The organism is Phyllobacterium lublinensis (assembly GCF_020164435.1).
Taxonomy (GTDB): domain Bacteria; phylum Pseudomonadota; class Alphaproteobacteria; order Rhizobiales; family Rhizobiaceae; genus Phyllobacterium; species Phyllobacterium lublinensis.
This window is the reverse complement of the sequence record NZ_JAIUDQ010000002.1, coordinates 195,303-221,320: the sequence shown is the minus strand read 5'-3', so window position 1 is coordinate 221,320 and position 26,018 is coordinate 195,303. Positions and strand designations below refer to the sequence as shown.

Sequence of the window (26,018 nt, the reverse complement as noted above, 5' to 3'; positions counted from 1 at the left end):
GAAAGCACGACTTGAAATCGTCTGGCGGAAAAATCAGGAAAGCCAAGGGCGCCGGCCCCAAGGGGGCCATCACCAAAGCCGGCTCCAATCGGCAGACTGCGACCAAGCCACGTCCGCAGTTTGCCAAGCCGGTGCGCGTTGCCGACAGCGAGGCGCAGAAACCGGCGCAGCGTGCGGAGCCAACGCCGGGACGGGTCTTGGCACGTCGTTCGGGCCCACGGCCGCAAGAAAAAACCGGCCTTATCCTTGAAACGCTCCCGTCACACGATTATGCGCTCCTCGACAGTGGCAATGGGTTGAAGCTCGAGCAATACGGACCCTACCGGATTATCCGGCCTGAGGGCCAAGCCATATGGCTACCCGCTTGGGATAGGGCAGAATGGGACAAAGCCGACGCGGTATTCACCGGCAATACTGATGAAGAAGGTGTCGGCCGGTGGCACTTTCCGAAAGTGCCACTCGGTGAGACCTGGCCGCTTGCCTTTGATGGCCTGCCGTTTTTTGGCCGGTTCACATCTTTCCGGCATGTTGGCGTGTTTCCCGAACAGGGCACTCACTGGTCGCACATGGATGATTTGATCCGTAGCGCCAAGCGCCCGGTGAAGGTCTTGAACCTGTTTGGCTATACGGGCGTTGCATCGCTGGTCGCTGCGAGGGCGGGCGCTGAGGTGACCCATGTCGATGCTTCGAAAAAGGCCATCGTCTGGGCACGTGAAAACCAAGAAATGGCCGGTCTGTCCGGCAAACCAATCCGGTGGATCTGCGAAGATGCTATGAAATTCGTCGCGCGCGAGGAACGGCGCGGCAGCACCTATGACATTATCCTGCTCGATCCGCCCGCCTACGGTCGTGGGCCGAATGGCGAAGTTTGGCAGTTGTTCGACAGTTTGCCTGCTATGGTCGATCTTTGCAGGGCGATCCTTACGCCGAACGCACTCGCAGTAGTCCTGACCGCCTATTCCATCCGCGCTTCCTTCTTTGCCATACATGAACTGATGCGGGACGCCTTTACCGGCCTTGGTGGGGAAGTGCAGTCAGGTGAATTGATCCTGCGCGAACGCTCGTCCGGCCGGGCGCTTTCTACCTCCCTCTTCAGCCGTTGGGGTGCAACATGACGAGACATGACGACCGCTATCGGGACAGCGGGCTGGCCCGTCCAGGCAAGGTCAAGGAGGTCACCAGCCTGACCAACCCCATCGTCAAAGACCTGCGCGCGTTGGCAATGAAGAAGTTTCGCGATCAGCAGGGCGCCTTTATTGCCGAGGGTCTCAAGCTGGTTATCGATGCACTCGACCTCGGCTGGACAATAAAGACTCTTGTGTATTCCAAGGCAGGCAAGGGCAATTCATTGGTCGAGCAGGTCGCTGCCCGCACCATCGCCAAGGGCGGCGACGTGCTCGAAGTCAGCGAGAAAGTGATTGCAGCCATCACCCGGCGCGACAACCCCCAGATGGTCGTCGGTGTCTTCGAGCAGAAGCTGCTGTCGCTGTCTGCAATCAAGCCGCATGGCAACGAGGTCTATGTCGCGCTCGACCGCGTACGTGACCCGGGAAATCTCGGTACCATCATCCGCACGGCCGACGCCGTGGGCGCAAAGGGCATCATTCTCATTGGAGAGACCACGGATCCATTTTCGCTGGAAACAGTTCGCGCTACGATGGGTTCAGTGTTTGCCATGCCGGTAGCGCGCGCTACCGAGGCCGAATTCCTTTCCTGGCGAAAGGGATTTTCTGGCCTCGTCGTCGGAACGCACCTCAAAGGAGCCGTAGACTACAGAACCATAGATTACGACGGCAAGCCAGTTGTCCTGATGATGGGCAACGAGCAACAGGGGCTGCCGGACAATCTTGCGTCAGCGTGCGGCAAGCTTGCGCGAATACCGCAGCAAGGCCGAGCCGACTCCCTCAATCTCGCCATCGCGACCGGCGTCATGCTGTTCGAGATCAGGCGCAATAGCCTGCAACTTGGCAGCGAAACTTGAGAAATCGACACTTATGAAGAGCAAAGCCTTTTACAGCCTTCTGATTGTTATCGCCATCGCTGTCATAAGCGACCAGATCATCAAATATCTGGTCGAGACCGGTATGGACTACCAACAGCAAATCGATCTCTTGCCGTTTCTCGCGCTTTTCAGGGTTCACAACGATGGCATTGCCTTCTCCATGCTCAGTGGGCTGCACGATGCGGCTTTGATCGGACTTACTGTGGTCGTTATCGGCTTCGTCAGTTATCTGTGGTGGACGACTGCACGGGACCGTTGGATATCCCGAACTGGCTTCGCATTGATCATAGGCGGCGCCATCGGCAATCTCATCGACCGTAGCCTTCACGGATATGTAGTCGACTACATACTTTTCCACCTGCCGTCGTGGTCGTTTGCCGTCTTCAATCTTGCCGATGCCTATATTTCAATCGGTGCTGCGCTCGTCGTAATGGAAGAATTTTTAGGCTGGCTGCGCGAACGGCGTTCACGAAACGGAGCGGCTGGCGAAAACTGAAGCAAAACCGGAAATTTGCCGTTTTCCACGTCATGTAGCCGTCATTCAATTGTTGTATTCAAGGCTGAACCATTCTGATCAAACCCGCGAACGAGATCGAATCGCTATGGGCATCGCCTTGCTTGAACCTGCATCAATCACTAAAGATCAACAGATGATTGCGCAGGTCGATTCAACCCCCTCGCCGTTTACGGCGCCACAGCTCGTTTCGGTGCTCGGCCGCATCGGAACAATGGAAGTTTGCCTTGCGCAAACCGAGGACGAGATCGCATCGTCGCAGCAGCTTCGTTTCAAGGTTTTTTTTGACGAACTCGGCGCCAAGGGCTCGGCGACCATGGAACAGCGTGACGCCGACCGCTTTGATCCCTTCTGCGATCATCTACTCGTTTACGACACTTCTATTCCCGGACCCAAGCACAAGCAGATCGTCGGAACATACCGGCTTTTGCGCGGGGAAAAGGCGTTCGAGACCGGCGGATTCTATTCGGCAAGCGAGTATGCCGTCGATCGCTTGGTATCGGCGAAGCCAGAACTTCGCTTTCTTGAACTCGGCCGCTCCTGCGTTTTGCCCGAATATCGCTCAAAACGTACGGTGGAGCTGCTATGGCAGGGGATATGGACGTATTGCCGCCACCACTCCATAGGCGTGATGTTCGGATGCGCCTCATTCCATGGAGTGGTCCCCGCCGCTCATGCACTGCCGTTGTCTTTTCTGCAACATAATTGCCGAGCCACGCCGGATTGGGATGTCCGGGCTCTTCCCGCACGCTACCAGCCCATGGATCTGGTTCCCGCCGAGGCAATTAACGCCCGGGTGGCATTGTTCGCCATGCCGCCTTTGATCAAGGGCTATTTGCGTCTCGGAGCAATGATTGGTGACGGGGCTGTCATCGATAAGGATTTCGGGACAACAGATGTGTTCATCATCCTCCCCGTCAGCCGCATTTCGGAACGCTACATAAGCCATTACGCCGCCGAGGCGAAGCGCTTCGCATAAAATCGCGTTGACACTTCATCAGCTGTGGAGAAAAGCCACAGATGACCACTGAAGAGGTGGGTAAATCGTGCAATAGCGAATAGATTGCTCCTGATCACACCCGGTCAATGGAGAGCGCGCTTTGGCCGAATTGGCATCTATCATCGAACCGTCGCCTTACGAGGCGGAACCATTGGCACGGCCGACGCCGATGATGGAGCAATATATCGAGATAAAGGCTACAAATCCCGATAGCCTGCTGTTCTATCGGATGGGCGATTTTTACGAATTGTTCTTCGACGATGCCGTTGAAGCCTCTCGTGCACTCGGCATCACATTGACCAAGCGTGGCAAACATCTCGGCGACGACATCCCCATGTGCGGCGTACCTGTCCATGCGGCGGATGATTATCTGCAGAAGCTGATTGCCCGCGGCTTCCGCGTAGCGGTTTGCGAGCAGATCGAAGACCCCGCCGAAGCAAGGAAACGGGGCGCAAAATCCGTCGTCAAACGGGACGTCGTACGGCTTGTAACACCAGGGACAATCACGGAGGAGAAGCTCCTCGATCCGTCCGAGGCCAATTATTTGATGACGCTTGGCCGAGTCAAGGGAGCCGGACAGGGACAGCTTGCCCTTGCCTGGATCGATATATCGACTGGTATGTTTCGTGTCAGCGAAACCGACACCTCGCGGCTCCTTGCTGATATTCTGCGGGTAGAGCCGCGGGAGTTGATCGTTGCGGAGCCAGTATTCCATGACCCGGAATTCAGGCCGGTATTCGATGCAATCGGCCGTTCCGTCAGTCCGCAGCCAGCTGGACTCTTCGACAGCGCCACGGCGGAATCGCGTGTACAACGCTATTTCGATGTCAGGACACTTGATGGTTTTGGCCAGTTCACCCGTGCCGAACTTTCCGCCATTTCAGGCGCGATAGCCTATGTCGAGAAGACGCAGATTGCCGAACGACCACCGCTGATGCGGCCGGAGCGAGAATCGGAGGGCGGATCGCTCTTCATCGACCCGGCCACCCGCGCCAACCTCGAACTCCTGCGAACGCTGTCGGGTAATCGAGAGGGGAGTCTCCTGAAGGCCATCGACCGAACGATCACGGGAGGAGGTGCGCGGCTTCTGGCGGAGCGGCTGACATCTCCCCTAACCGATCCATTCGCTGTAACGGCGCGGCTGGATTCGGTTTCCTTCTTTCTTGCCCGCCAGTCACTTGCTGACATCATGCGCGAAGCTCTGAAGGGCGTGCCTGACATACCCCGAGCCCTGTCGCGGCTGGCGGTGGGACGAGGAGGACCGCGCGACCTTGGAGCACTCGCCCGAGGGCTCGAAGCCGCTGCCGAAATCTTGCAGTTGCTCGGCAGCGAGGCCTTGCCGCCCGAAATCGCAAACGTTCGCGGTCATCTCGGTCAGCTGCCATCCAACTTGCTGGGCCACCTTGACCAGGCGCTTGGCGATGAGTTGCCGCTGCTCAAACGGGATGGCGGGTTCGTGCGAGCAGGATATCAAGGCGAACTCGATGAAATGCGTGCACTGCGCGATCATTCGCGCCGCATCATCGCCGGTCTGCAGGCCAGCTATGCGGACATGACTGGCGTCAAGTCACTCAAGATCAAGCATAATAATGTTCTTGGCTATTTTATCGAAGTGACCGCCAACCAGGCTTCAGCCCTGACAGACACAGATGAAGCCCGCGGGAAATTCATTCATCGCCAAACCATTGCCAATGCGATGCGGTTTACGACAACGGAACTCGCGGAACTGGAAAGCAAAATTGCCAATGCCGCAGATCGGGCGCTGACCATCGAGCTGGGCGTTTTCGATGTGCTGACAAATGAGACCGTCGCCAATGCCGATCGGATACGCGCCGGCGCCGCCGCAATGGCTGCGCTCGATGTGTCCGTGTCACTGGCTGCCCTTGCCGACGAACAGGGCTATTGCCGACCGGTCGTCGATGACAGCCTTGCATTCGAGATCGTTGCCGGCCGGCACCCGGTGGTGGAGCAATCGTTGCGCCGCCAGGCGGCCAATCCCTTCGTTGCCAATGATTGCAATCTTTCACCCGAGGTCGCATCCAAGGGTGCGATCTGGCTGCTGACCGGCCCGAACATGGGCGGCAAATCCACATTCCTGCGCCAAAATGCTCTGATTGCCATCATGGCCCAGATGGGCTCTTTCGTTCCAGCGGGCTCCGCGCATATCGGTATCGTCGATCGGTTGTTTTCGCGTGTTGGTGCTTCCGACGATCTCGCGCGCGGACGTTCCACCTTCATGGTCGAAATGGTCGAAACAGCCGCGATCCTCAATCAGGCCACAGATCATTCGCTGGTCATCCTCGATGAGATCGGCCGTGGCACGGCCACATTTGACGGCCTTTCCATCGCATGGGCGGCTGTCGAGTATCTGCATGAAAAGAATCAATGCCGGGCGATTTTTGCAACGCACTTCCACGAAATGACTGCACTCTCCGAAAAACTGCCGCGACTTAGCAATGTAACCATGCGGGTCAAGGAGTGGGATGGCGACGTCGTCTTCCTGCACGAGGTTGCCAAAGGGGCCGCCGACCGTTCCTACGGTGTGCAGGTGGCACGCTTGGCCGGACTGCCGGAGGCAGTCGTCAATCGTGCTCGTGACGTGCTGCATCAGCTTGAAGCCGGAGAGACTTCCGGCAAGGCAGAAAAGCTGATTGATGATTTGCCGCTTTTCTCGGTCGAAGTCAGGCGGCAGGCCCCGAAACCAGCGCAAGGCAAGGACAGCGCCCTTCTTGCAGCGCTTTCATCGATAAACCCGGATGAATTGACCCCACGTGACGCGCTCGACGCTCTCTACAAGCTTAAGGGCCTCGTTGCCCAACCCACATCCTGATTCGATGTCGGTTAAATGTAATCATTCCGTTCCAAGCAAATTCGCGCTATAGCGTGCGGCCATCATTCGTAAAGACGTGTTCATGAGCGCCTCAGACCTGAAACTGGAACAGATCGTCAACCCGGCCAATCTTCATCGTCAATTTGAGGAATTGGTCCAATCGGCAAGACGGCAGGGCGCGACCTCTATTGATCGCAATGAGGTGTTGCAGCTGTTGAAAAACACGCTGGTTACCGGACGCAAGTCTGCCGAAGACATGTTGATGAAAGATGCGGGCGGCACAACATGCGCCATGCGTCTTTCCTATCTGATGGACCAGATCATCTCATCGCTTTACGAGTTTGCCGTTGGCCATGTCTATCCTGCTGTTAACCCGTCAACAGCCGAACGGATGACCATCGTCGCCGTCGGCGGCTACGGCCGCGGCGGTCTCGCTCCCGGATCCGACATCGATCTATTATTCCTGTTGCCCTACAAACAGACCCCTTGGGGTGAGCAAGTCGTCGAGTACATCCTCTACATGCTATGGGATATCGGGCTAAAAGTCGGCCACGCCACCCGTAATCTTGACGAATGCATCCGTCTGTCGCTGTCCGACATGACGATTCGAACAAGCATCCTGGAAGCACGGTATCTGTGCGGGAATCAGGAACTCTTCACCAGCCTGGAACAGCGGTTCGATGTGGAAGTCGTCAAGGGTACCGGACCCGCATTCATCGAAGCCAAGCTCGCTGAACGAGATGCACGCAACCGCAAGGCTGGCGCAACGCGCTACCTGGTCGAACCAAATGTAAAGGAAGGCAAGGGTGGTCAGCGTGACCTGCACACGCTGTTCTGGATTGCAAAATATTACTACCGGGTGAAAACCAGTGACGAATTGGTCACGCTCGGGGTTTTGTCCCGTGCTGAACACAAAATCTTCCGCAAAGCCGAAGACCTGCTATGGGCCGTGCGTTGTCACATGCATTTTCTGACCGGCAAGGCCGAAGAGCGGCTTTCCTTTGACATTCAGAGCGAGATCGCCCGGCGGCTTGGCTATACGGCACATCCCGGCCAACGTGACGTTGAGCGTTTCATGAAGCACTACTTTCTGGTCGCCAAGGAAGTCGGTGATCTCACCCGCATCATCTGCGCAGCGCTTGAGGAGGAACAGGCAAAGCACGTTCCGGGCTTCAACAGGATTTTCCTGACGTTTTCGCGGCGCAAGCGCAAGATAGCCGGTACGACAGACTTTGTCGTCGACAACCATCGTATTACGATTGCCGATGATGGCGTGTTTCGCAAGGATCCAGTCAATCTCGTGCGACTGTTCCACTTTGCCGATGAGCACGGATTGGAGTTTCACCCAGATGCCATGCAACTGGTGACGCGTTCCCTGTCGCTGATCAACGCCGAACTTCGGGAAAATCCCGAAGCAAATCGTCTGTTTCTTGAAATCCTTACCTCGGAGCGCAATCCCGAATTGATCCTCCGGCGCATGAACGAGTCCGGCGTTCTTGGTAAATTCATACCAGACTTCGGCAAGATCGTCGCAATGATGCAATTCAACATGTATCATCACTACACTGTCGACGAGCATTTGCTGCGCTGCATCGCTGTACTTTCGGAAATCGAACACGGTGATCTTGGCCAGGAACACCCGCTGGCCAACCAGATCATGCCCGGCCTCAAGAAAGACCGCAAACTCCTCTACGTTGCATTGCTACTGCACGATATCGCCAAGGGTAGACCGGAAGATCACTCGGTTGCCGGTGCCCGCATTGCACGACGGGTATGTCCGCGCCTTGGACTTTCTAAAGCTGATACGGAAACTGTGGCCTGGCTCGTTGACCAGCATCTTACGATGAGCAGGGTGGCGCAATCGCGCGACCTCAATGATCGCAAGACGATCGAGGATTTTGCCGAGATCGTGCAGACCCTTGATCGAATGAAGTTGCTGCTCGTGCTCACCATTTGCGACATCAAGGCGGTTGGACCAGGTGTCTGGAATGGCTGGAAAGGCCAATTGTTGCGCAACCTGTTTTACGAAACGGAGCTGATGTTGACGGGCGGATTTTCGGAGGTCTCCCGCAAAGACCGGACCGATCATGCCAGGGCACAACTTGGGCATGCGCTGTCATCCTGGCCCCAGGTTGAGCGCCAATCCTATCTGGCTTTGCATTATCAGAACTATCTTCTGACTGTCAGCCTCGATGACCAGGTTCGTCACGCCAACTTTATTCGCGAGTCCGATGCAGGCGGGAAGGCCCTCGCCACCATGGTCAAGACGCATGATTTCGAGGGCGTGACCGAAATTACCGTGCTTTCGCCGGATCATCCGCGGTTGCTTTCCATCATCGCCGGAGCCTGTGCTGCGGCCGGTGCAAACATTGTCGACGCGCAGATCTTTACGACCAGTGACGGACGCGCCCTTGATACGATCCTTATCAGCCGTGAATTTCCGACAGACGACGATGAGCGGCGGCGCGCCATGCGGGTTGGCCGCTTGATCGAGGACGTGCTTTCCGGGAAGTCCTACTTGCCGGAAATGCTTGCCGCGCGCACCAAGCCGAAGCGTGCCGTCAAGGCGTTTCGGATTACCCCGCGGGTCGAGATCAACAACACGCTCTCCAACAAATTCACCGTCATCGAGGTAGAAGGCTTGGATCGCCCCGGCCTCCTGTCCGAAATCACTGGTATCATTTCTGACCTTTCGCTCGACATCGCCTCCGCGCATGTGACGACGTTTGGTGAAAAGGTCATTGACGTTTTTTATGTTACCGACCTCGTGGGTCATCAAATTACCAACACGGCAAGGCAGAACCGGGCCCGAAAGAAATTGCTCGCGCTGTTCGGTGAAGGCGACATAACGACAGCGCAGCCTCAGCGGCAAAACCTTCTCATGACGGCAGAGTAATGCTGACGGAGGCCCTTGTGACGAGATCAGGAGAAGATATGAATGCTCGCGCTTTGCGGGTGCTTGCGTGGCTTTGCGCCGCCGGAAACCGTGCGATGGGCACGGCGGGAAAGAGCCGTCGATGAGTCTGGTCAGGAAGTTCGCAACAGTTGCATCCGGAACGCTGATGAGCCGCGTTTTCGGCTTTACCCGCGAGATGTTGATGGCTGCTGCGCTGGGTACCGGCCCTATCGCCGATGCATTCAACGCGGCCTTTCGGTTCCCAAACACGTTCCGCAGACTATTCGCAGAAGGGGCCTTCAACGCCGCCTTTGTTCCATTGTTTGCGAAGGAAATCGAAGCGAACGGCCTCGCCGGAGCTCGCCGTTTTTCAGAGGAAGTGTTCGGCGTCCTGTTTACCGTGTTGCTCGGCCTGACAATCCTCATGGAACTCACCATGCCATGGATCGTCCGCTATGTGATTGCGCCTGGCTTTGTCGATGATCCGATGAAATTCGACAACACCGTGTCGATGGCGATCATCATGTTTCCCTATCTGGCCTGCATGTCGCTTGCCGCCATGATGAGCGGGATGCTCAATTCCCTGCATCGCTATTTTGCAGCCGCGATTGCGCCCGTCTTCTTGAACGTGATCCTTATCGCCGTACTCGGCTACGCCTGGCTCAAAGGACATGACGGTACGACAGTTGGCTACGCGCTCTCCTGGGGCGTGATGGTTTCAGGTGTCGTTCAGCTCGCGATCGTCTGGTTCGCCGTCCGCAACGCCGGAATTTCAATCGGTTTCCGTTTGCCGCACTTGACCGCCAACGTGAAACGCCTGCTGGTACTGGCTTTTCCAGCCGCCGTTACGGGTGGAATTACCCAGATCAATCTTCTTATCAACACGAATATTGCTTCGGGTAAATCGGGTGCTATTTCGGCCCTCGCCTATGCCGACCGTATCTATCAGCTTCCACTCGGCGTCGTTGGCATCGCCGTTGCAACAGTCCTTCTGCCGGAACTTGCCCGCGCGCTGCGGTCTGGCAATCTCAAGGAGGCCGGCAGCCTGCAGAACAGGTCGGTGGAGTTTACGCTGTTCCTGACGCTTCCGGCAGCGGCTGCTTTGCTGGTCATGTCGGAGCCTATAGTCCGCATGCTCTATGAGCGCGGCAATTTCTCCACAAGCTCTACCCACACTGTCGGTAACATTCTGGCCATTTATGGCCTTGGTCTTCCTGCCTTCGTCCTCATCAAGGCCTTCTTGCCGGGATTTTTTGCACGCGAGGACACGCGCACGCCGATGATCTTTGCCATCGTCGCCGTCATCGTGAATGTTACGCTGGCCATTACCCTTTTCCCCATCATGGCAGAGACCGGAATCGCAACGGCAGAAGTCGTTGCCGGTTGGACCAATGCTCTCCTGCTGTTCGCAACGCTGGTTTGGAGGGGCCATTGGGGCCGCGATATTCCTCTGCTTACACGTATTCCACGGCTTGTCCTCGCTGCCGGGTTGATGGGGCTAGCGCTCTATTTTGCCATTGGCTGGATGGGCCCGGCGCTTGCTCCCCATGCACCGCTGCACACACAAGCAATTGCCGTCATGTCCCTGGTCGCATTATCGATGATCCTTTACTTCGCGCTGGCGTTCGGTACGGGCGGCGCCAGTCTCGGCATGATACGGCGCAATGTAAGACGCGGAGCACGCAGCCCCGATAATTCGCACGAGGATCCCAAACCGTGAGCCGTCAGATTGGCATGGTCACCCTGGTTGTTCGCGATTACGACGAAGCGATTGCCTGGTATGTCGAGGTTCTCGGCTTCACACTCGTCAGCGACATACAGCTTTCCGGGGCCAAGCGTTGGGTCGTCGTTGCGCCCGAAGGGGGCGAGAGCCGATTGCTCCTGGCCAAGGCGGATGGCGACACACAGGAAGCTCACATTGGCAACCAGACCGGTGGACGGGTCGCATTGTTCTTGCAGACGGACAGTTTTGAAAAGGATTACGGCACCATGCGGCAACGCGGGGTGCGCTTCCTCGAAGAACCTCGACATGAGGCCTATGGAAGCGTGGCTGTGTTTGAAGATCTGTATGGCAATAAATGGGATCTCCTGGAACTGAAATAAGGGATGGCATTGATAGGGCTTGAATACGGCGTCTCCCTCTGCCAAAACCGCGACTTCATCGCCATCGGTCCCAAAGGCCCGATCTCCGAACGATCAAGGACGATTTATGAGCACGTTTGAACCGCTCGTTTTTTCCGGTGTCCAACCAACCGGAAATTTGCATCTCGGCAATTACTTGGGAGCAATCCGCCGTTGGGTAGCGCTGCAGCAAAGCAATAACTGCATCTATTGTGTCGTGGATCAGCATGCGATCACCCAGGCCATTTCCGTCTGGGGCGGGCCGGCCGAGCTTATGCGCAACACGCGGGAAGTGACTGCTGCGTTCCTGGCTTCGGGAATCGATCCAAAGAAGCATATTGTCTTTAACCAGAGCCGCGTACGCCAGCACGCCGAGCTTGCCTGGATATTCAACTGTGTTGCCCGTATGGGCTGGTTAAGCCGCATGACACAGTTCAAGGACAAGGCGGGCAAGGATCGCGAGAATGCGTCGGTCGGTCTGTTCACATACCCCAACCTGATGGCTGCCGATATTCTCGCCTATCGCGCGACCCACGTGCCGGTCGGCGAGGACCAAAAGCAGCACCTGGAACTGACACGGGACATCGCCCAGAAGTTCAATACGGACTTTTCAGCCCGAATAGCAGAGCTCGGCCTTGGTGTAGAGACGCAGTCGGGCGACGAGACAATTGCAAGTTTCTTTCCGCTTACCGAACCCGTCATAGGCGGCCCGGCCGCGCGTGTCATGAGTTTGCGTGATGGCACCAAGAAGATGTCAAAGTCCGATCCGTCGGATCTCTCCCGTATCAATCTCATTGATGATGCGGACACCATTTCTAAAAAAATCCGTAAAGCCAAGACAGATTCGGAACCTCTGCCGTCAGAAATAGACGGACTAAAGGAACGGCCGGAAGCGGACAATCTCGTTGGAATATTCGCTGCACTGATCGACAGCGACAAGGAAAGCGTCATTCGTGATTTCGGCGGCCAGCAGTTTTCAGTCTTCAAGCCGGCGCTTGCCGACCTTGCCGTGGAAAAACTCGCTCCTATCGCCTCAGAGATGCGGCGGATTTCCGCCGACCCTGGCTATGTCGATGCGATCTTGAAGGATGGTGGCGAACGCGCCAGCGTTCTTGCCGAGAAGACGATGCGTCATGTCCGTGATATTATGGGCTTCCTGCAGGACTAGCCCCGGGCCTTGCGGACTATCAATGGTTAGGGCAGGTTGACCACATGGTATCGAAACGTCTCAGCCGCGAAGCCGGCCACCGTCGCAAATTTCTGGCAGTCATCGATGAGACGCCAGAATGCGAGCGCGCAGTCGCTTATGCCTCTCGCCGCGCGAAGACAACGGGTGGCGTATTGCTGCTCCTGTTCGTCATCGATTCAGCCGATTTTCAAGCGTTTCTCGGTGTAGAGCAAATCATGCGTGCGGAAGCCGAGGAGCGGGCCCATTCGACCCTCAGCAAATTTGCGGCAAGTGTGCGCGAAACGATTGGCATCGAATCTGAACTCGTTGTACGGGAGGGAATTACTTCGGAAGAGATTCAGAAGTTGATCGAAGAGGACCAGGATATTGCCATCCTCGTGCTTGCCGCAGGCTCCGGCAAGGAGGGCCCCGGGCCCCTCGTCCAGTCCCTCGCCGGACGTGAATCCTTTTCCATCCCCGTTACAGTGGTTCCATACAATCTCTCCGATGAGGACATCGACGCTATCACGTGATTGCGTACGGCAAAATCGTGATACAATCTTGACTTGAAGAGTTGGGTTTAAAGGCCTATATCGCCTTTGAACAATTCTAAACTAGAGACGCGAGATCCGCCATGTTCATTCAAACTGAAGCAACGCCGAATCCGGCGACCTTGAAATTCCTGCCTGGCAAGGTCGTGCTGGAGGAAGGTACGGCTGATTTCCGCGACGCGGCAAGTGCAAGTGAGGCCTCCCAGCTCGCTGGCAAGATCTTTGCAATCCCCGGCGTTAACGGCGTTTTCTTCGGATACGATTTCGTGACTGTGACAAAAGTCGAGGGCCCGGAGTGGCAACACTTGAAACCCGCCATTCTCGGCGCGATCATGGAGCACTTCATGTCTGGCGCGCCTGTCATGGCCAATGCCAGCCAGGTTGCGGATTCGGCGCAGCGTGAGACCGATGGCGAATTCTTCGACAGCGCGGACACAGAAATCGTCGATACGATCAAGGAGCTGCTTGAAACTCGTGTCCGTCCGGCCGTCGCTCAAGACGGTGGCGATATCACATTCCGCGGCTATGAGAACGGCACGGTGTTCCTGCACATGAAGGGAGCCTGCTCTGGCTGCCCATCATCCACCGCAACGCTGAAGCACGGTATTCAGAACCTCCTGAAGCATTTCGTTCCGGAAGTCCAACAGGTCGAGTCAATCTGACCTTCAAATCCATCGAATGAAAAAGGCCGCTCGAAGCGGCCTTTTTTGTGACTAGTTGACCGCACCGGGTCCCGGTATCGCCCCCGATGGACACTTGCCGAGAATGATCATCCCAAGCACCTCATCCTCGGTGACGTCGCCCACCTTGGCCGTGCCGACAACTTGACCGTTCTTCATCACAGCCACGCGGTCGGCGAGATGGAAGACGTCGTGGATGTCATGGCTGATCAAAAAGATACCGATGCCTTCGCTCTTCAACTGCTTGATGAGTTCTCCAACCTGGGCTGTTTCCTGCGGTCCAAGTGCTGCAGTCGGCTCGTCCATGATAAGGATGCGCGCGTTGAAAAGGATAGCGCGGGCAATCGCCACTGACTGGCGCTGACCGCCGGAGAGCGCCTTCACCGGATCCTTGAACCGCTGGAAGCGAGGATTGAGCCGCCCCATGACCTCTCGCGCACTGTGCTCCATCGCTACGTCGTCCAGCGTCCCCCAAGGGGTCATCAGCTCACGGCCCAAATAGAGATTAGCGGCGGTATCCACGTTGTCTGCCAGCGCCAAGGTTTGATAGATGGTCTCGATCCCGTAGGATTTGGCATCGCGTGGGTTGCTGATCGTGGCCTCTTCACCATTGACTCGGATCGTGCCGCTGTCACGCTTGTAAGCGCCAGAAAGGATTTTGATCAGCGTCGACTTCCCGGCCCCGTTGTGGCCAAGCAACGCGACAACTTCACCCGGATACAAATCGACAGAAGCTCCATCGACCGCCCGGATACCGCCGAACGCGATCGAAATGTTCTCCATATCGACGAGAGGTGCTTGTGTGTCAGTCATCTCTATTCTCCCCTCAAGCGGTACGACGGCGATAGATCGTGTCAAGCCATACGGCTACGACCAGAACCAGACCAACGACAATGTTCTGCAAAGGCGTATCAAGACCAAGTAGTACCATGCCGGAACTCAGCGATTGCATGAGCAATGCCCCGATCATGGCACCGGCAATCGTTCCGACACCGCCCGCCAGAGAAGTGCCCCCAATGACGGCGGCCGCGATTGTCAGCAGTTCATCCAGAGTACCTTGGGCATTGGTCGCTGCGTTCAGCCGGGCGGTCGAAATGGCGCCGGCAATGGCACAAAGAATGCCCATGATGATAAAGATCTTCATCGTCACCCAGCGGGTATTGATACCAGCAAGGTCGGCCGCCTCCGGGTTGCCGCCCATGGCGAAGACATAGCGGCCGAAGCGTGTGCGGGTCGTGACGAAGGTCATGACAATGCCGGTGGCCACAGCGATCAGCACAGGCAAAGCGATGCCATGCGAAATGAAAAGGCCACCGTCCGGGATGGTGATGCCGCTGGCCTCAGCGTATTTGCGCACGATGCCGATCGGCCAATAATAGGCATTGGCGAGGGCGACCGCTCCGAGGACAAGACCGCAGCCAACCGCGGCCATGAAGACTTCTGCCCAGACTGGCCTACGTGGAAAATTGAAACGCTTACGCTGGCGGCGGCTGTTGACGACCATGCCAACGATGGCAAGACACGCGACGATGCCGACGACCCAGCTCCACATGGCGCCGATGGACCCTTCAGGTCCGCCACCCATGAGACGAAAGGTCAAGTCCATTGGTGCAACGGTACGGCCGGAGGTCACCCACCAAGCAGCGCCACGCCACACAAGAAGCCCGCCGAGCGTGACGATGAAGGCAGGGACGCCAAGAAAGGCGATGATGAATCCTTGAAATCCGCCGATCAGCGCGCCTGTGACAACGCCAATGCCCAAAGCGATGATCCAGGTGGCAGGATTTTCGAAACCTATGAGCTTCGGCAGGAACTCAGCCTGCGTTACGCCCATGATCATGCCAACAAATCCGAGCACGGAGCCGACGGAAAGATCAATGTTACGGGTAACGATGATCAAGACCATGCCAGTTGCCATTACGGCAATGGAGGATGTCTGGACCGACAGGTTCCACAAATTGCGCGGTGTCAAAAACTGACCGCCGGAGAGAAACTGGAAAGCAAGCCATATGATGACCAACGCTCCGATCATGCCGAGAAGGCGTGTGTCGAGCTCCGTCGCCTTGAAGAACCGGGCAACCATGCCAAGTTCGGACGCGCGGGCCCGGTCAATACTGATGGCCGGATCACTCATTTTGTTTCTCCCAGTTCCAAGTTTCTTTTTAAAACGCCGCTGACCCAATGGATCAGCGGCGCTCAATCTTAACAGATTTGTCGCTATTACTTGCAGGCGGCTACTGCACCTGCCTTCACGCCCTGGCAGACAACATCCTTCGTTACCCAACCAGCGTCGATGACAACATCAAGATTGTCCTTCGTCACCGGTACCGGCGTCAGGAAGACTGCATTGACTTCAACCTTGTTGGCACCACCTGCAAACTTCTGGACGTTCGGAATTTCTTCCATCTTCTTGCCGTCGGCGAGCGCCGAGGCAATCCCCGCTGCCTGAGCGCCCAGCTCCCGCGAGTCCTTCCAGACCGTAACGGTCTGCGTACCAAGCGCAACACGGTTCAACGCCGCGAAATCAGCATCCTGGCCCGAGACGGGAACGCTTCCTGCAAGACCCTGAGCCTGCAGGGCTGCAATAGCGCCGCCGGCGGTACCGTCATTGGCTGCAACGACAGCGTCGACCTTGTTGTCATTGGCAGTCAGGAACTGCTCCATGTTCTTCTGGGCATTTGCCGGGAGCCAGCCATCCGTGTAGGCCTCACCGACATTCTTGATCTTGCCGGAGTCGATCGCTTCTTTCAGGACTTCCTCGGCACCAGAGAACAGGAAATCTGCGTTCGGATCAGCGGAGCTGCCCTTGATGAAGACGTAGTTGCCCTCAGGCTTGACGGCAAACACGCCGCGTGCCTGCATGCGGCCGACTTCCTTGTTGTCGAACGTAATGTAGAAGGCATCCTTGTTTTCGATCAGGCGGTCATAGCCCACGACCGGAATGCCCTCGGCGACGGCCTTTTCGACTGCTGGTCCGATGGCGCTCGAATCCTGGGCAAGAATGATCAGTGCGTTCGCACCCTGGGAAATCAAGCTTTCAACGTCAGTCAACTGCTTGGACGCAGAAGACTGCGCGTCTGCGGAAATATACTTGTCGCCATTGGCCTCGAGTGCCTTTTTGATGGCGGCTTCATCCGTCTTCCAGCGTTCTTCCTGGAAGTTGGACCAGGAGACACCTACGATCTTGTCTTTCGCCAGAGCAGGTCCGGCAATGGAGACAGCAAGGACCGCAGCGCCCGCCAAAGCGGTTGCGTATTTTTTCATGATAACCCTCCCAGTGCATGCAGCACGTTGACTGATCGATGCATGACCTTCACCTCCGGTCTGCACCTAAACCCCTTTATTTCGAGGCTCGAAAAAAATAGTGACTTAAAATCATTTCTATGTCAACTTAGATTTAGGTAGGATAACCTATTGCAGCGCAACAATAATTTTGCACTGCACAAAAAAAGATTCTGGGAGGATGTCATTTTGTTGATCGACGAGATCGCGCGGCCTGACGACGTCCGGCGTCAAAATCGGAGGCTTGTCCTGACTGCCCTGCGTAGACACGGATCGCTGTCACGCACCGACATTGTTGCCCAGACAGGTCTCAGTCCGTCGACCGTATCGGCCATCACGACAGCCCTCATAGGCGAAGGTATCATTGGCGAGAGCCGCGATGGCGATGTCGCATCCAATCGTCGCGGACGGCCACAGGTCGCTCTCGCACTCAATCCGGAAATCGCCACGATTGCGGCTGTCGAACTTGCCCTTAATCTCGTTCACACCGTCCTGTTCGACTATAGGGGGCAGATGATTTCCGAGGAATTTCGCCGCGTACCGACATTGGCCGCAACAAAGGACACGCTCAACGACTCCATCTGCCAGATGCTTGACAACCAGCTCGAAAGTCTCCCCCCCAAGTCCGGACGGCTCATGCACATATCGATGGGGGTGCAGGGGGTAACGGATGCAGCCAGTGCGACAATGCTATGGTCACCGATTACGCCCGATAACAATATCGCTTTTGGTGCCGCGCTTTCACGGCGCTACGGCGTTGCAGTTGCGGTTGCAAATGATTGCAACATGATCTCCGAGGCACTGCGCTGGATGGACCCCGACCATTACGCCGAAGACTTTGCAGCGATTCTGCTTTCGCATGGCATCGGCATGGGCCTGTACCTGAAGGGTAAACCATTTGTGGGAGCCCAATCTTCGGCCGCCGAATTCGGCCACATGCTGCACCTACCCAATGGCGCACTATGTCGATGTGGCCGGCACGGTTGTATCGAAGCTTACGCCAGCGACTATGCGATCCTTCGAAAAACGTCTGGCCAGGAAGATGATTCGCAGCCAGCCCAGGATGTGGATGCTGCAGCTTTTGGCGAGCTCGCCGATCGTGCACGGGCTAAAGACGGCCGTGAGCGCGCGGCATTTCGCAAGGCCGGTGAGGCAATCGGATCCGGATTGCGCAGTCTGTTTTCCCTTATTGATCCGGTTCCAGTGGCGTTGGTTGGTCCAGGCGCTGGCGTTTTCGATCTCATGGAGGATGAGTTGCGCGGAATTGTCTCGGGCACGTCAGGCTGGGGCGCAGCGCAGGACCTCAACATCCGCTGCTACCCGGACGAGCATCCTCTGATCCTGCAAGGCTGCATGATGACGTCGTTGCTTCATCTCGACACCCAGGTATTCGCGCCGGGCGACGTCAAGGAAGTACCGCTGAAGCGTGCAATTTAAGAAAGAATTCAGGAGAAAAATCCATGTATCTAGGGCTCGATTTGGGCACGTCCGGGGTAAAGGCGTTACTGATTGACGATAAGCAGTCCGTCATAGCCTCTGGAACCGGAACACTCGATGTTGCGCGGCCGCACTCCGGATGGTCGGAACAGGACCCGTCCCATTGGATCAGGGCCACCGACGATGCCATCGCCGCAATCAAGGCCACGCACGCCAAGCAGCTTGGTGCCGTAAGAGGAATCGGTCTCTCTGGTCAGATGCACGGCGCAACGCTGCTCGATGCCAGTGACCAGGTATTGCGTCCTTGTATTTTGTGGAATGACACCCGCAGCCATAAGGAAGCCGCCGAACTGGACAGTAATCCCAGGTTTCGCGCAATTAGCGGAAATATCGTCTTTCCCGGGTTCACCGCGCCAAAGATCGCCTGGGTCAAGAACAATGAAATTGACGTTTTTGCGAAGCTGAGCCGAGTGCTCCTGCCGAAGGACTACCTGCGGCTGTGGCTCACGGGTGAACATGTGTCGGAAATGTCCGATGCAGCCGGAACGTCGTGGCTGGACGTAGGGAAGCGTGCCTGGTCAGAGGAACTGCTTGCAGCGACCGGTCTTGATCCAAGCTACATGCCATCGCTTGTAGAAGGGACCGAGGCTTCCGGCATCTTGCGATCCGAACTCGCCACGCGCTGGGGCCTGGGAAGCAACGTTGTGGTTGCAGGCGGTGCCGGCGACAATGCAGCGTCTGCCTGCGGCATGGGCACGGTCGCTGGAGGCAATGCTTTTGTTTCTCTGGGCACATCAGGAGTTCTGTTTGCCGCCAATAACGCCTACTTGCCAAATCCGGAAAGCGCCGTTCATACTTTCTGCCATGCCCTGCCCAACACCTGGCACCAGATGGGCGTTATCCTGTCCGCCACCGACGCTCTGAACTGGTATGCCGGGATCGCATCGCGAACGCCAGCCGAGCTTACTGGCGAACTTGGCGATGAGTTGCATGCTCCATCCGGCGTGACGTTTCTTCCCTACCTTTCCGGTGAACGTACGCCACTTAACGACTCCACCATTCGCGGCTCGTTTCACGGCCTGGAACACGCCAGCAGCCGGGCTGCCCTGACACAGGCCGTCCTTGAAGGCGTTGCCTTTGCATTCCGCGACTGCCTGCATGCGCTTGCTGCGGCGGGAACGAAGCTCGAGCGCGTCACCGCAGTCGGTGGCGGTTCGCGCTCGGCCTACTGGCTCAAGGCGATCGCGACGGCGCTGAACGTTCCCGTTGACGTTCCAGCAGACGGTGATTTCGGTGCCGCATTCGGAGCTGCACGGCTCGGGCTTATCGCAGCTGAAAATACCGACGCGCGCGCGACCTGCACCGCCCCGGCTACTGACTATACCATCGAGCCCGAAACGCGTCTCTCCGGCGCCTTCGACGCGGCATACAATCGTTATCACAACCTTTATCCTGCATTAAAAGGAGTTCAATCATGAGCAGCGGATTCTTTGGTGATATAAAACCAGTCAAATACGAAGGCCCGGAAAGCACCAATCCGCTCGCCTATCGTTTCTACAATCCCGATGAGATTGTTTTCGGCAAGCGTCTTGAGGATCATCTTCGCTTTGCAATCGCCTATTGGCATTCCTTCGTTTGGCCGGGCGGCGATCCTTTCGGCGGGCAGACTTTCGAACGCCCATGGTTCAACGATACGATGGATGGCGCGAGGCTGAAGGCCGACGTGGCATTCGAGATGTTCTCCATCCTAGGCGCACCCTATTTCTGTTTCCACGATGCCGATGTTCGTCCCGAAGGTGATACGATTGCCGAGAGCAACAAGCGCCTCTACGAGATCGCCGATTATTTCGAAGGCAAGATGGCAGCGACCGGCACCAAGTTGCTCTGGGGCACGGCCAACCTCTTTTCCAACCGCCGCTATATGGCGGGCGCTGCGACCAACCCGGATCCCGAAGTGTTCGCCTATGCGGCGGCAACCGTGAAAAGCTGTATCGACGTTACCCAGAAGCTGAAGGGCGAGAATTACGTCCTTTGGGGCGGTCGCGAGGGCTATGAAACATTGCTCAACACTGACATGAAGCGCGAGCTCGACCAGATGGGTCGTTTCCTCAGTCTCGTTGTCGACTATAAGCACAAGATCGGTTTCAAGGGGGCGATTCTCATCGAGCCAAAGCCACAGGAACCAACCAAGCACCAGTATGACTACGACACTGCGACGGTGTACGGATTCCTCAAGCGTTTCGGCCTCGAAAACGAGGTCAAGGTCAACCTGGAACAGGGCCATGCGATCCTTGCGGGTCATTCCTTCGAACATGAGCTGGCCACGGCAGCCGCATTGGGCATCTTCGGCTCGATCGACATGAACCGTAACGATTACCAATCCGGCTGGGATACCGACCAGTTCCCGAACAATGTTCCGGAAGTCGCGCTGGCCTATTATGAGATCCTCAAGGCCGGTGGCTTCACAACGGGTGGCACGAACTTCGACGCCAAGCTGCGCCGCCAATCGCTCGATCCTCAGGATTTGCTGATCGCGCACATCGGTGGCATGGACACATGTGCCCGAGGCCTCAAGGCGGCGGCCAAAATGATCGAGGACAAAGTTCTAACCAGCTTTGTCGATGACCGTTACGCCGGTTGGTCGAAACCCGATGCGCAGGCCATGCTCTCGGGCAAACTCTCGCTTGAAGACATCGCCAAGCAGGTCGAAGGCGGCAGCATCCAGCCGCAACCGCGTTCGGGCAGGCAGGAATATCTGGAGAACGTTGTAAACCGCTACGTTTGAAGATTGGAACACAGCCCTCCCCGCGTGGGAGGGCTGTTACCTAGACGTGTTGACCGCCGTTGATGTGGATCTCAGATCCGGTGACGTAGGACGACGATTCGGTACAGAGAAAATAGATCGTCTCGGCAACTTCGGCCGTCTTGCCGAGACGACGTAACGGCAGTTGTTCGACCAGCTTGTCGGTGCCCGGAGACAGAATGGCGGTGTCGATCTCGCCGGGTGCGATCGCATTGACGCGGATCCCATGCGGGCCGAAATCCGATGCCATCTCGCGGGTCAGCGAAGCGAGCGCCGCCTTTGACGTCGCATAGGCAGTGCCTGCGAAAGGATGCACGCGGCTACCCGCAATCGAAGTCACATTAACAACCGAACCCTGTGCTGCCTCCAATTCCTTGAACAGGCCGCGCGCCAGCATGATCGGCGCGAAAAAGTTCACCTGAAAAACCGCCATCCATGTCTGCATGGGTGTTTCGATCGAATCAAGCCGCTCTCCAGAGCCATTCTTGGGTGAAATGCCGGCATTGTTGACCAGCGCATTGAGCCTTCCGCCCTCCGCCGCCAGCCGCTGCCGTATCTCGGAAACCGCGTGGTCGACGTCGGAGGGATTAGCCAGATCCACCTTGATGTGGTCCTCCGGTCCGGCCGGCCAAGGACAGTTGTCGTCAAAGCTCTGGCGGGAGCAGGTGATGACGCGCCAGCCTGCGCGCGAGAAACGTTTCACGGTGGCGTGGCCGATACCGCGACTGGCACCGGTCAGCACAAGCACCTTGCGTGGTTCATTGTTGGTCATGAGGATACTCCATTGGCACAGCAATATCGCATCGCCAGATGAAATTCGAGGCTTATCATGTCGCAACGATTGATCTGTCAGTCCGGGGTAAATATTGTGACGCCCAAATCAAGGGGGGAAGCATGAACGGATACGTCCTGGCCATCGATCAAGGCACAACATCGAGCCGCGCCATCATCTTTGACAGAAACCGCAAGGTGGTTGGCAAGAGCCAACAGGAATTCACACAGATCTACCCGCAATCTGGCTGGGTCGAGCACGATCCGGAAGAAATCTGGCAATCCGTCCTCAGTACATGCCAGGTAGCGATCGAGAATGCCAAGATCCAGGCGGGCGACGTTGCTGCCATCGGCATCACCAATCAGCGCGAGACGGTTATCGTCTGGGACAAAGCGACTGGAAAACCCGTTCATAATGCAATCGTATGGCAGGACAGGCGTACGGCACCGATCTGCCAAAAATTGAAGAAGCAGGGGCTTGAAAAGACATTCACCAAGAAGACGGGCTTGCTTCTCGACCCCTATTTCTCCGGCACCAAGCTTGCCTGGATTCTCGACAACGTTCCCGGGGCGCGCAAGCGTGCTGCCCATGGCGATCTGCTGTTCGGAACTGTCGACAGTTTTCTCATCTGGCGATTGACCGACGGCAAGGTGCACGCCACCGATGCCACCAATGCCTCTCGCACGCTGCTGTTCAATATCGCCACCAATGAGTGGGACAACGAGCTTCTGGATTTGCTCCGTATCCCACGCGCCATGTTGCCGGAAGTCAAGGATTGCGCCGCCAACTATGGCGCCGCCGAGGCGGACCTGTTTGGCGCCACGATTCCCATACTTGGCGTGGCCGGGGACCAGCACGCCGCCACGATTGGTCAGGCCTGTTTCGAACCTGGCATGTTCAAGTCCACCTACGGTACGGGTTGCTTTGCGCTCCTCAACACCGGTAGCGATATGGTGCTGTCAAAGAACCGGTTGCTGACGACCATTGCATACCGGCTCAATGGAAAAACGACCTATGCACTTGAAGGCTCGATTTTCATCGCAGGCGCAGCCGTCCAATGGCTGCGCGATGGTCTGAGGATTATAGGCTCTGCCCCTGAGACGGGTAAACTCGCGGACCAGGCGGATCCCAGCCAGAACGTCTACCTGGTTCCTGCCTTCGTCGGTCTTGGCGCTCCACACTGGGATGCGGATGCACGAGGAGCGATCTACGGCCTTACCCGCAATACCGGTCCGGCAGAATTTGCATGTGCAGCGCTTGAATCGGTTGCCTACCAGACGCGCGACCTGCTCGACGCAATGCGCAAGGACTGGAAGTCGTCCGCCACGAAGACGGTGTTGCGTGTCGATGGCGGCATGGTTGCATCCGATTGGACGATGCAACGACTCGCCGACATCCTTGATGCACCGGTCGATCGCCCCGTGATCCTGGAGACTACCGCGCTCGGCGCCGCTTGGCTTGCCGGTTCGAAAGCCGGTATTTGGCCCGACCGGCGCGAATTTTCCAAGACCTGGGAGCGCGATGTCCAGTTCATACCGAAGATGGACGAAAAGACCCGCAAGACAAAGATTGCCGGTTGGAAAACTGCCGTGAAGCGAACGCTTACGAGTTAGAGCATCAGTTACCCATGATTAGATCGAACAGCGTGGTCTTGCGTCCCCTCTGACCGTTGCCTCCAACGTCAGCGGGAGGCACCGGTCGGGTGGAGCCGGTCTGATCGCCCACGTCAACCGGTGGCATGGGGCCCCCGGTGTTGAGCTGCGCCGAAGGCACGCCTTCCGATGCGGGCACCGCCGGGTCCACTCCGGACGACGGCAGGATATCGTTGCCTTCGTCGACCTGATGATCCAGCTGATACTCGCCCGGTAGTGATGCAACCGGAACGCCCTTGTGGGCGGCAACCATGAAGTCTTTCCACGCGATAGCGGGCAGCGAACCGCCGGTTATTTTCTTGGTCGGCTTGCCGTCATCATTGCCGAACCACACTCCTGTCGTCAGGTTTGATGTGTACCCGATGAACCAGGCATCGCGGAAATTCTGGCTGGTACCTGTTTTGCCAGCTGCGGGCCAACCGAACTTCGCCTTTGTGGCGGTCCCGCTTTCCACGGTCTGTCTCAGCATCGCATTCATCATGCCGACATTGCGCAAATCAACAACACGATTTGGAGCCGGGCTCTTGTGCTCATAGAGCACCTTGCCCTCGTTCGTGGTGACCCGGCGAATAATATGCACTGGCGCCTTGTAACCGCCATTGGCAAAGGGCACGAAGGAATCGGTCAGCTCAAGTAGCGTGACCTCGGATGTTCCGAGTGCCAGGGAAGCATTCGAGGTCAGGTTGGATTCGATGCCGAGGCGATGCGCCGTGGAAACGACCGTCTTCGGGCCTACTTCCATGACAAGCTGCGCCGAAACCGAATTCAACGATCGAGCCAACGCCTCGGCAAGCGTCACCTTGCCGAAATATTTGCCGTTGTAGTTCCCAGGAGTCCAGTTGCCGATGCGTATCGGCGCATCATTGCGGACGGATTCGGGTGTAAAGCCCTGCTCGAGTGCCGACAGATAAACGAATGGCTTGAACGCCGATCCCGGTTGGCGCTTGGCCTCGCTGGCGCGGTCAAACTGACTGTTGGCGTAGTCATAGCCGCCGATGAGGGCCCGAACGGCGCCGGTCCCGTCTATTGACACCATGGCGCCCTGCGAGACGTTCAGTTTTTCGCCGTTCTTGCTGATCAAGTCGCGGATCGATGCCTCGCCAAGCTTTTGCAACCCAAGGTCTACCGTAGTGTCCACGATAACGTCGCTGCCTACGTCACCAATCAGTCCCGGCAAATCTTCCATGACGCGGTCAGCCACATATTGTTCCGAACCGCTCCAATAGGATGCAGCGCGCGTTGCCGGCTGCTTCATGGCGAAAGTCAGTTCCTTGTCTCCAATCATTCCCTGTTCACGCATGGCCCCAAGGACAAGCTGAGCACGCTCTCTTGCCGCTTTAGGGTCGCGCGCCGGCGACAACCTTGAAGGTGCTTTCAGCAGTCCTGCAAGCAAGGCCGCCTCCGGCAGAGTGACCTCCTTTGCCGACTTGTCGAAATAGCGCCGCGAAGCCGCCGCAACACCGTAGGAGCCCGAACCCAAATATACCCGGTTCAGATACATCTCCAGGATTTGGTCCTTTGTGTATTTCTGCTCCAGCCAAAGGGCCAACAAAACTTCCTGGACCTTGCGTTCGATCGTGCGATCCGGCGTCAGAAACAGATTTTTCGCCAATTGCTGGGTAATGGTTGACCCGCCCTGCACCAATCGTCCGGACATGACGTTCGCGACCATGGCACGGGTAAAACCTATCGGATCGACGCCGAAATGCGAGTAGAAACGCCTGTCTTCGATCGCAACCACAGCCTCGGGCAGGTATGGCGACATGTCGTGCAGGCTGATGGCTTCGCCACCTGAAGCACCGCGATTGGCAATCAGATCGCCCTCTACCGAAACGATCTTCACGTTGGGCGGACGGTCGGGAATTGACCACGTCGTTGTTTGCGGCATCTTGGCCGCGAAATATATGATCGTTCCGGCAAGGGCGATGCCGCCCCAGATGCATAATACGAATGACCAATAGACGGCGCGCCGCATCATGCCGAAGAAGCCGCCACTTGCGCTACTCCGGCGCGATTTTCCCCGTTTGGACTTGGTGGATTTGCGTGCGGTCTTGCGTTTTGCCACGGGCCTGTCCTCCGGATCTGCGCGCAAATCGTCACCCGAACGGCGGTCCGAACTGAACCCCGGCTCGATTCGCTGTCTGCCCCTGTCGCGTGATGCCATTGATAAAAATTCCGCCCCACCTGAGCCGCAAGAATGATCCGCGACCGGTTGCAGGGTAAATGCGGCGATTTAAGGTGCAGTTAAAGTTCGAGTAGCATGATTTGGCGCGGCCCCCACACGATTGAGAAAAGCCACGGGTAAGGTTA

At 57.0% G+C, this 26,018-nt stretch carries 20 protein-coding genes; 15 read left to right on the top strand and 5 right to left on the bottom strand.

Annotated features, from left to right (window positions below):
• Positions 1-68: 68 nt before the first annotated feature.
• The 11 genes from K9U38_RS04040 (at position 69) to K9U38_RS03990 (ending at position 13,744) form a co-directional block, all read left to right on the top strand.
• Positions 69-1,115, top strand: a complete 1,047-nt coding sequence (locus K9U38_RS04040; protein WP_370631820.1) for an RsmD family RNA methyltransferase — start codon at positions 69-71, stop codon at positions 1,113-1,115.
• The gene (locus tag K9U38_RS04035; RefSeq protein WP_224493057.1) at positions 1,112-1,981 is read left to right on the top strand and encodes a TrmH family RNA methyltransferase; all 870 of its coding nucleotides are present in this window, start codon (positions 1,112-1,114) and stop codon (positions 1,979-1,981) included. The genes K9U38_RS04040 and K9U38_RS04035 overlap by 4 nt, the downstream gene beginning before the upstream one ends.
• 13 nt (positions 1,982-1,994) lie before the next feature.
• Positions 1,995-2,498 (top strand): signal peptidase II, encoded by a 504-nt coding sequence (lspA, locus tag K9U38_RS04030; RefSeq protein WP_224493056.1) that lies wholly within the window; start codon positions 1,995-1,997, stop codon positions 2,496-2,498.
• A gap of 154 nt (positions 2,499-2,652) precedes the next feature.
• The gene (gene olsB, locus K9U38_RS04025) at positions 2,653-3,495 is read left to right on the top strand and encodes a l-ornithine N(alpha)-acyltransferase (RefSeq protein ID WP_224493055.1); all 843 of its coding nucleotides are present in this window, start codon (positions 2,653-2,655) and stop codon (positions 3,493-3,495) included.
• Between the two features lie 190 nt (positions 3,496-3,685).
• Complete coding sequence (gene mutS, locus K9U38_RS04020) at positions 3,686-6,346, top strand: DNA mismatch repair protein MutS (RefSeq protein WP_224493194.1); 2,661 nt, start codon at positions 3,686-3,688, stop codon at positions 6,344-6,346.
• 82 nt (positions 6,347-6,428) lie between these two features.
• Positions 6,429-9,242 (top strand): [protein-PII] uridylyltransferase, encoded by a 2,814-nt coding sequence (locus K9U38_RS04015; RefSeq protein ID WP_224493054.1) that lies wholly within the window; start codon positions 6,429-6,431, stop codon positions 9,240-9,242.
• 121 nt (positions 9,243-9,363) lie between these two features.
• The gene (murJ, locus tag K9U38_RS04010; RefSeq protein ID WP_224493053.1) at positions 9,364-10,962 is read left to right on the top strand and encodes a murein biosynthesis integral membrane protein MurJ; all 1,599 of its coding nucleotides are present in this window, start codon (positions 9,364-9,366) and stop codon (positions 10,960-10,962) included.
• 14 nt (positions 10,963-10,976) lie between these two features.
• A complete protein-coding gene (locus K9U38_RS04005) occupies positions 10,977-11,345 on the top strand; it encodes a VOC family protein (RefSeq protein ID WP_224493193.1) in 369 nt (122 codons plus the stop codon).
• 106 nt (positions 11,346-11,451) lie between these two features.
• Positions 11,452-12,531: a tryptophan--tRNA ligase gene (gene trpS, locus K9U38_RS04000; RefSeq protein ID WP_224493052.1), complete on the top strand. Its 1,080-nt coding sequence runs from the start codon at positions 11,452-11,454 to the stop codon at positions 12,529-12,531.
• Positions 12,532-12,575: 44 nt separating this feature from the next.
• The gene (locus K9U38_RS03995) at positions 12,576-13,064 is read left to right on the top strand and encodes a universal stress protein (RefSeq protein ID WP_224493051.1); all 489 of its coding nucleotides are present in this window, start codon (positions 12,576-12,578) and stop codon (positions 13,062-13,064) included.
• A 101-nt stretch (positions 13,065-13,165) separates the two neighbouring features.
• Positions 13,166-13,744, top strand: a complete 579-nt coding sequence (locus K9U38_RS03990) for a NifU family protein (RefSeq protein WP_224493050.1) — start codon at positions 13,166-13,168, stop codon at positions 13,742-13,744.
• A gap of 51 nt (positions 13,745-13,795) precedes the next feature.
• Here K9U38_RS03990 and K9U38_RS03985 read toward each other — a convergent pair whose 3' ends face one another.
• From K9U38_RS03985 to xylF, 3 genes are all read right to left on the bottom strand, one after another.
• Positions 13,796-14,575, bottom strand: a complete 780-nt coding sequence (locus K9U38_RS03985) for an ATP-binding cassette domain-containing protein (RefSeq protein ID WP_224493049.1) — start codon at positions 14,573-14,575, stop codon at positions 13,796-13,798.
• 13 nt (positions 14,576-14,588) lie between these two features.
• A complete protein-coding gene (locus K9U38_RS03980; RefSeq protein ID WP_224493048.1) occupies positions 14,589-15,896 on the bottom strand; it encodes a sugar ABC transporter permease in 1,308 nt (435 codons plus the stop codon).
• A gap of 86 nt (positions 15,897-15,982) precedes the next feature.
• Entirely contained in the window at positions 15,983-17,026 is a 1,044-nt protein-coding gene (xylF, locus tag K9U38_RS03975) for a D-xylose ABC transporter substrate-binding protein (RefSeq protein ID WP_224493047.1), read from the bottom strand.
• Between the two features lie 210 nt (positions 17,027-17,236).
• Here xylF and K9U38_RS03970 point away from each other — a divergent pair, with 210 nt between their 5' ends.
• Genes K9U38_RS03970 through xylA form a run of 3 tightly spaced genes read left to right on the top strand, consistent with a single transcriptional unit; the run spans position 17,237 to position 21,266 of the window.
• Positions 17,237-18,481: an ROK family transcriptional regulator gene (locus K9U38_RS03970; RefSeq protein WP_224493046.1), complete on the top strand. Its 1,245-nt coding sequence runs from the start codon at positions 17,237-17,239 to the stop codon at positions 18,479-18,481.
• A 23-nt stretch (positions 18,482-18,504) separates the two neighbouring features.
• On the top strand, positions 18,505-19,959 hold the full coding sequence (xylB, locus tag K9U38_RS03965; protein WP_224493045.1) for a xylulokinase: 1,455 nt from the start codon (positions 18,505-18,507) through the stop codon (positions 19,957-19,959).
• Complete coding sequence (gene xylA / locus K9U38_RS03960) at positions 19,956-21,266, top strand: xylose isomerase (protein ID WP_224493044.1); 1,311 nt, start codon at positions 19,956-19,958, stop codon at positions 21,264-21,266. The genes xylB and xylA overlap by 4 nt, the downstream gene beginning before the upstream one ends.
• 40 nt (positions 21,267-21,306) lie before the next feature.
• On the opposite strand, the gene K9U38_RS03955 is transcribed toward xylA, so the two are convergent.
• Positions 21,307-22,056 carry an SDR family NAD(P)-dependent oxidoreductase gene (locus K9U38_RS03955; RefSeq protein ID WP_224493043.1) on the bottom strand — a complete coding sequence of 250 codons (750 nt, stop codon included), beginning with the start codon at positions 22,054-22,056 and terminating at the stop codon, positions 21,307-21,309.
• Between the two features lie 122 nt (positions 22,057-22,178).
• Between K9U38_RS03955 and glpK the strand changes: the two genes are divergently transcribed.
• Positions 22,179-23,669: a glycerol kinase GlpK gene (gene glpK, locus K9U38_RS03950; RefSeq protein WP_224493042.1), complete on the top strand. Its 1,491-nt coding sequence runs from the start codon at positions 22,179-22,181 to the stop codon at positions 23,667-23,669.
• A gap of 4 nt (positions 23,670-23,673) precedes the next feature.
• Here glpK and K9U38_RS03945 read toward each other — a convergent pair whose 3' ends face one another.
• Complete coding sequence (locus K9U38_RS03945) at positions 23,674-25,872, bottom strand: transglycosylase domain-containing protein (RefSeq protein WP_224493041.1); 2,199 nt, start codon at positions 25,870-25,872, stop codon at positions 23,674-23,676.
• Positions 25,873-26,018: the final 146 nt, after the last annotated feature.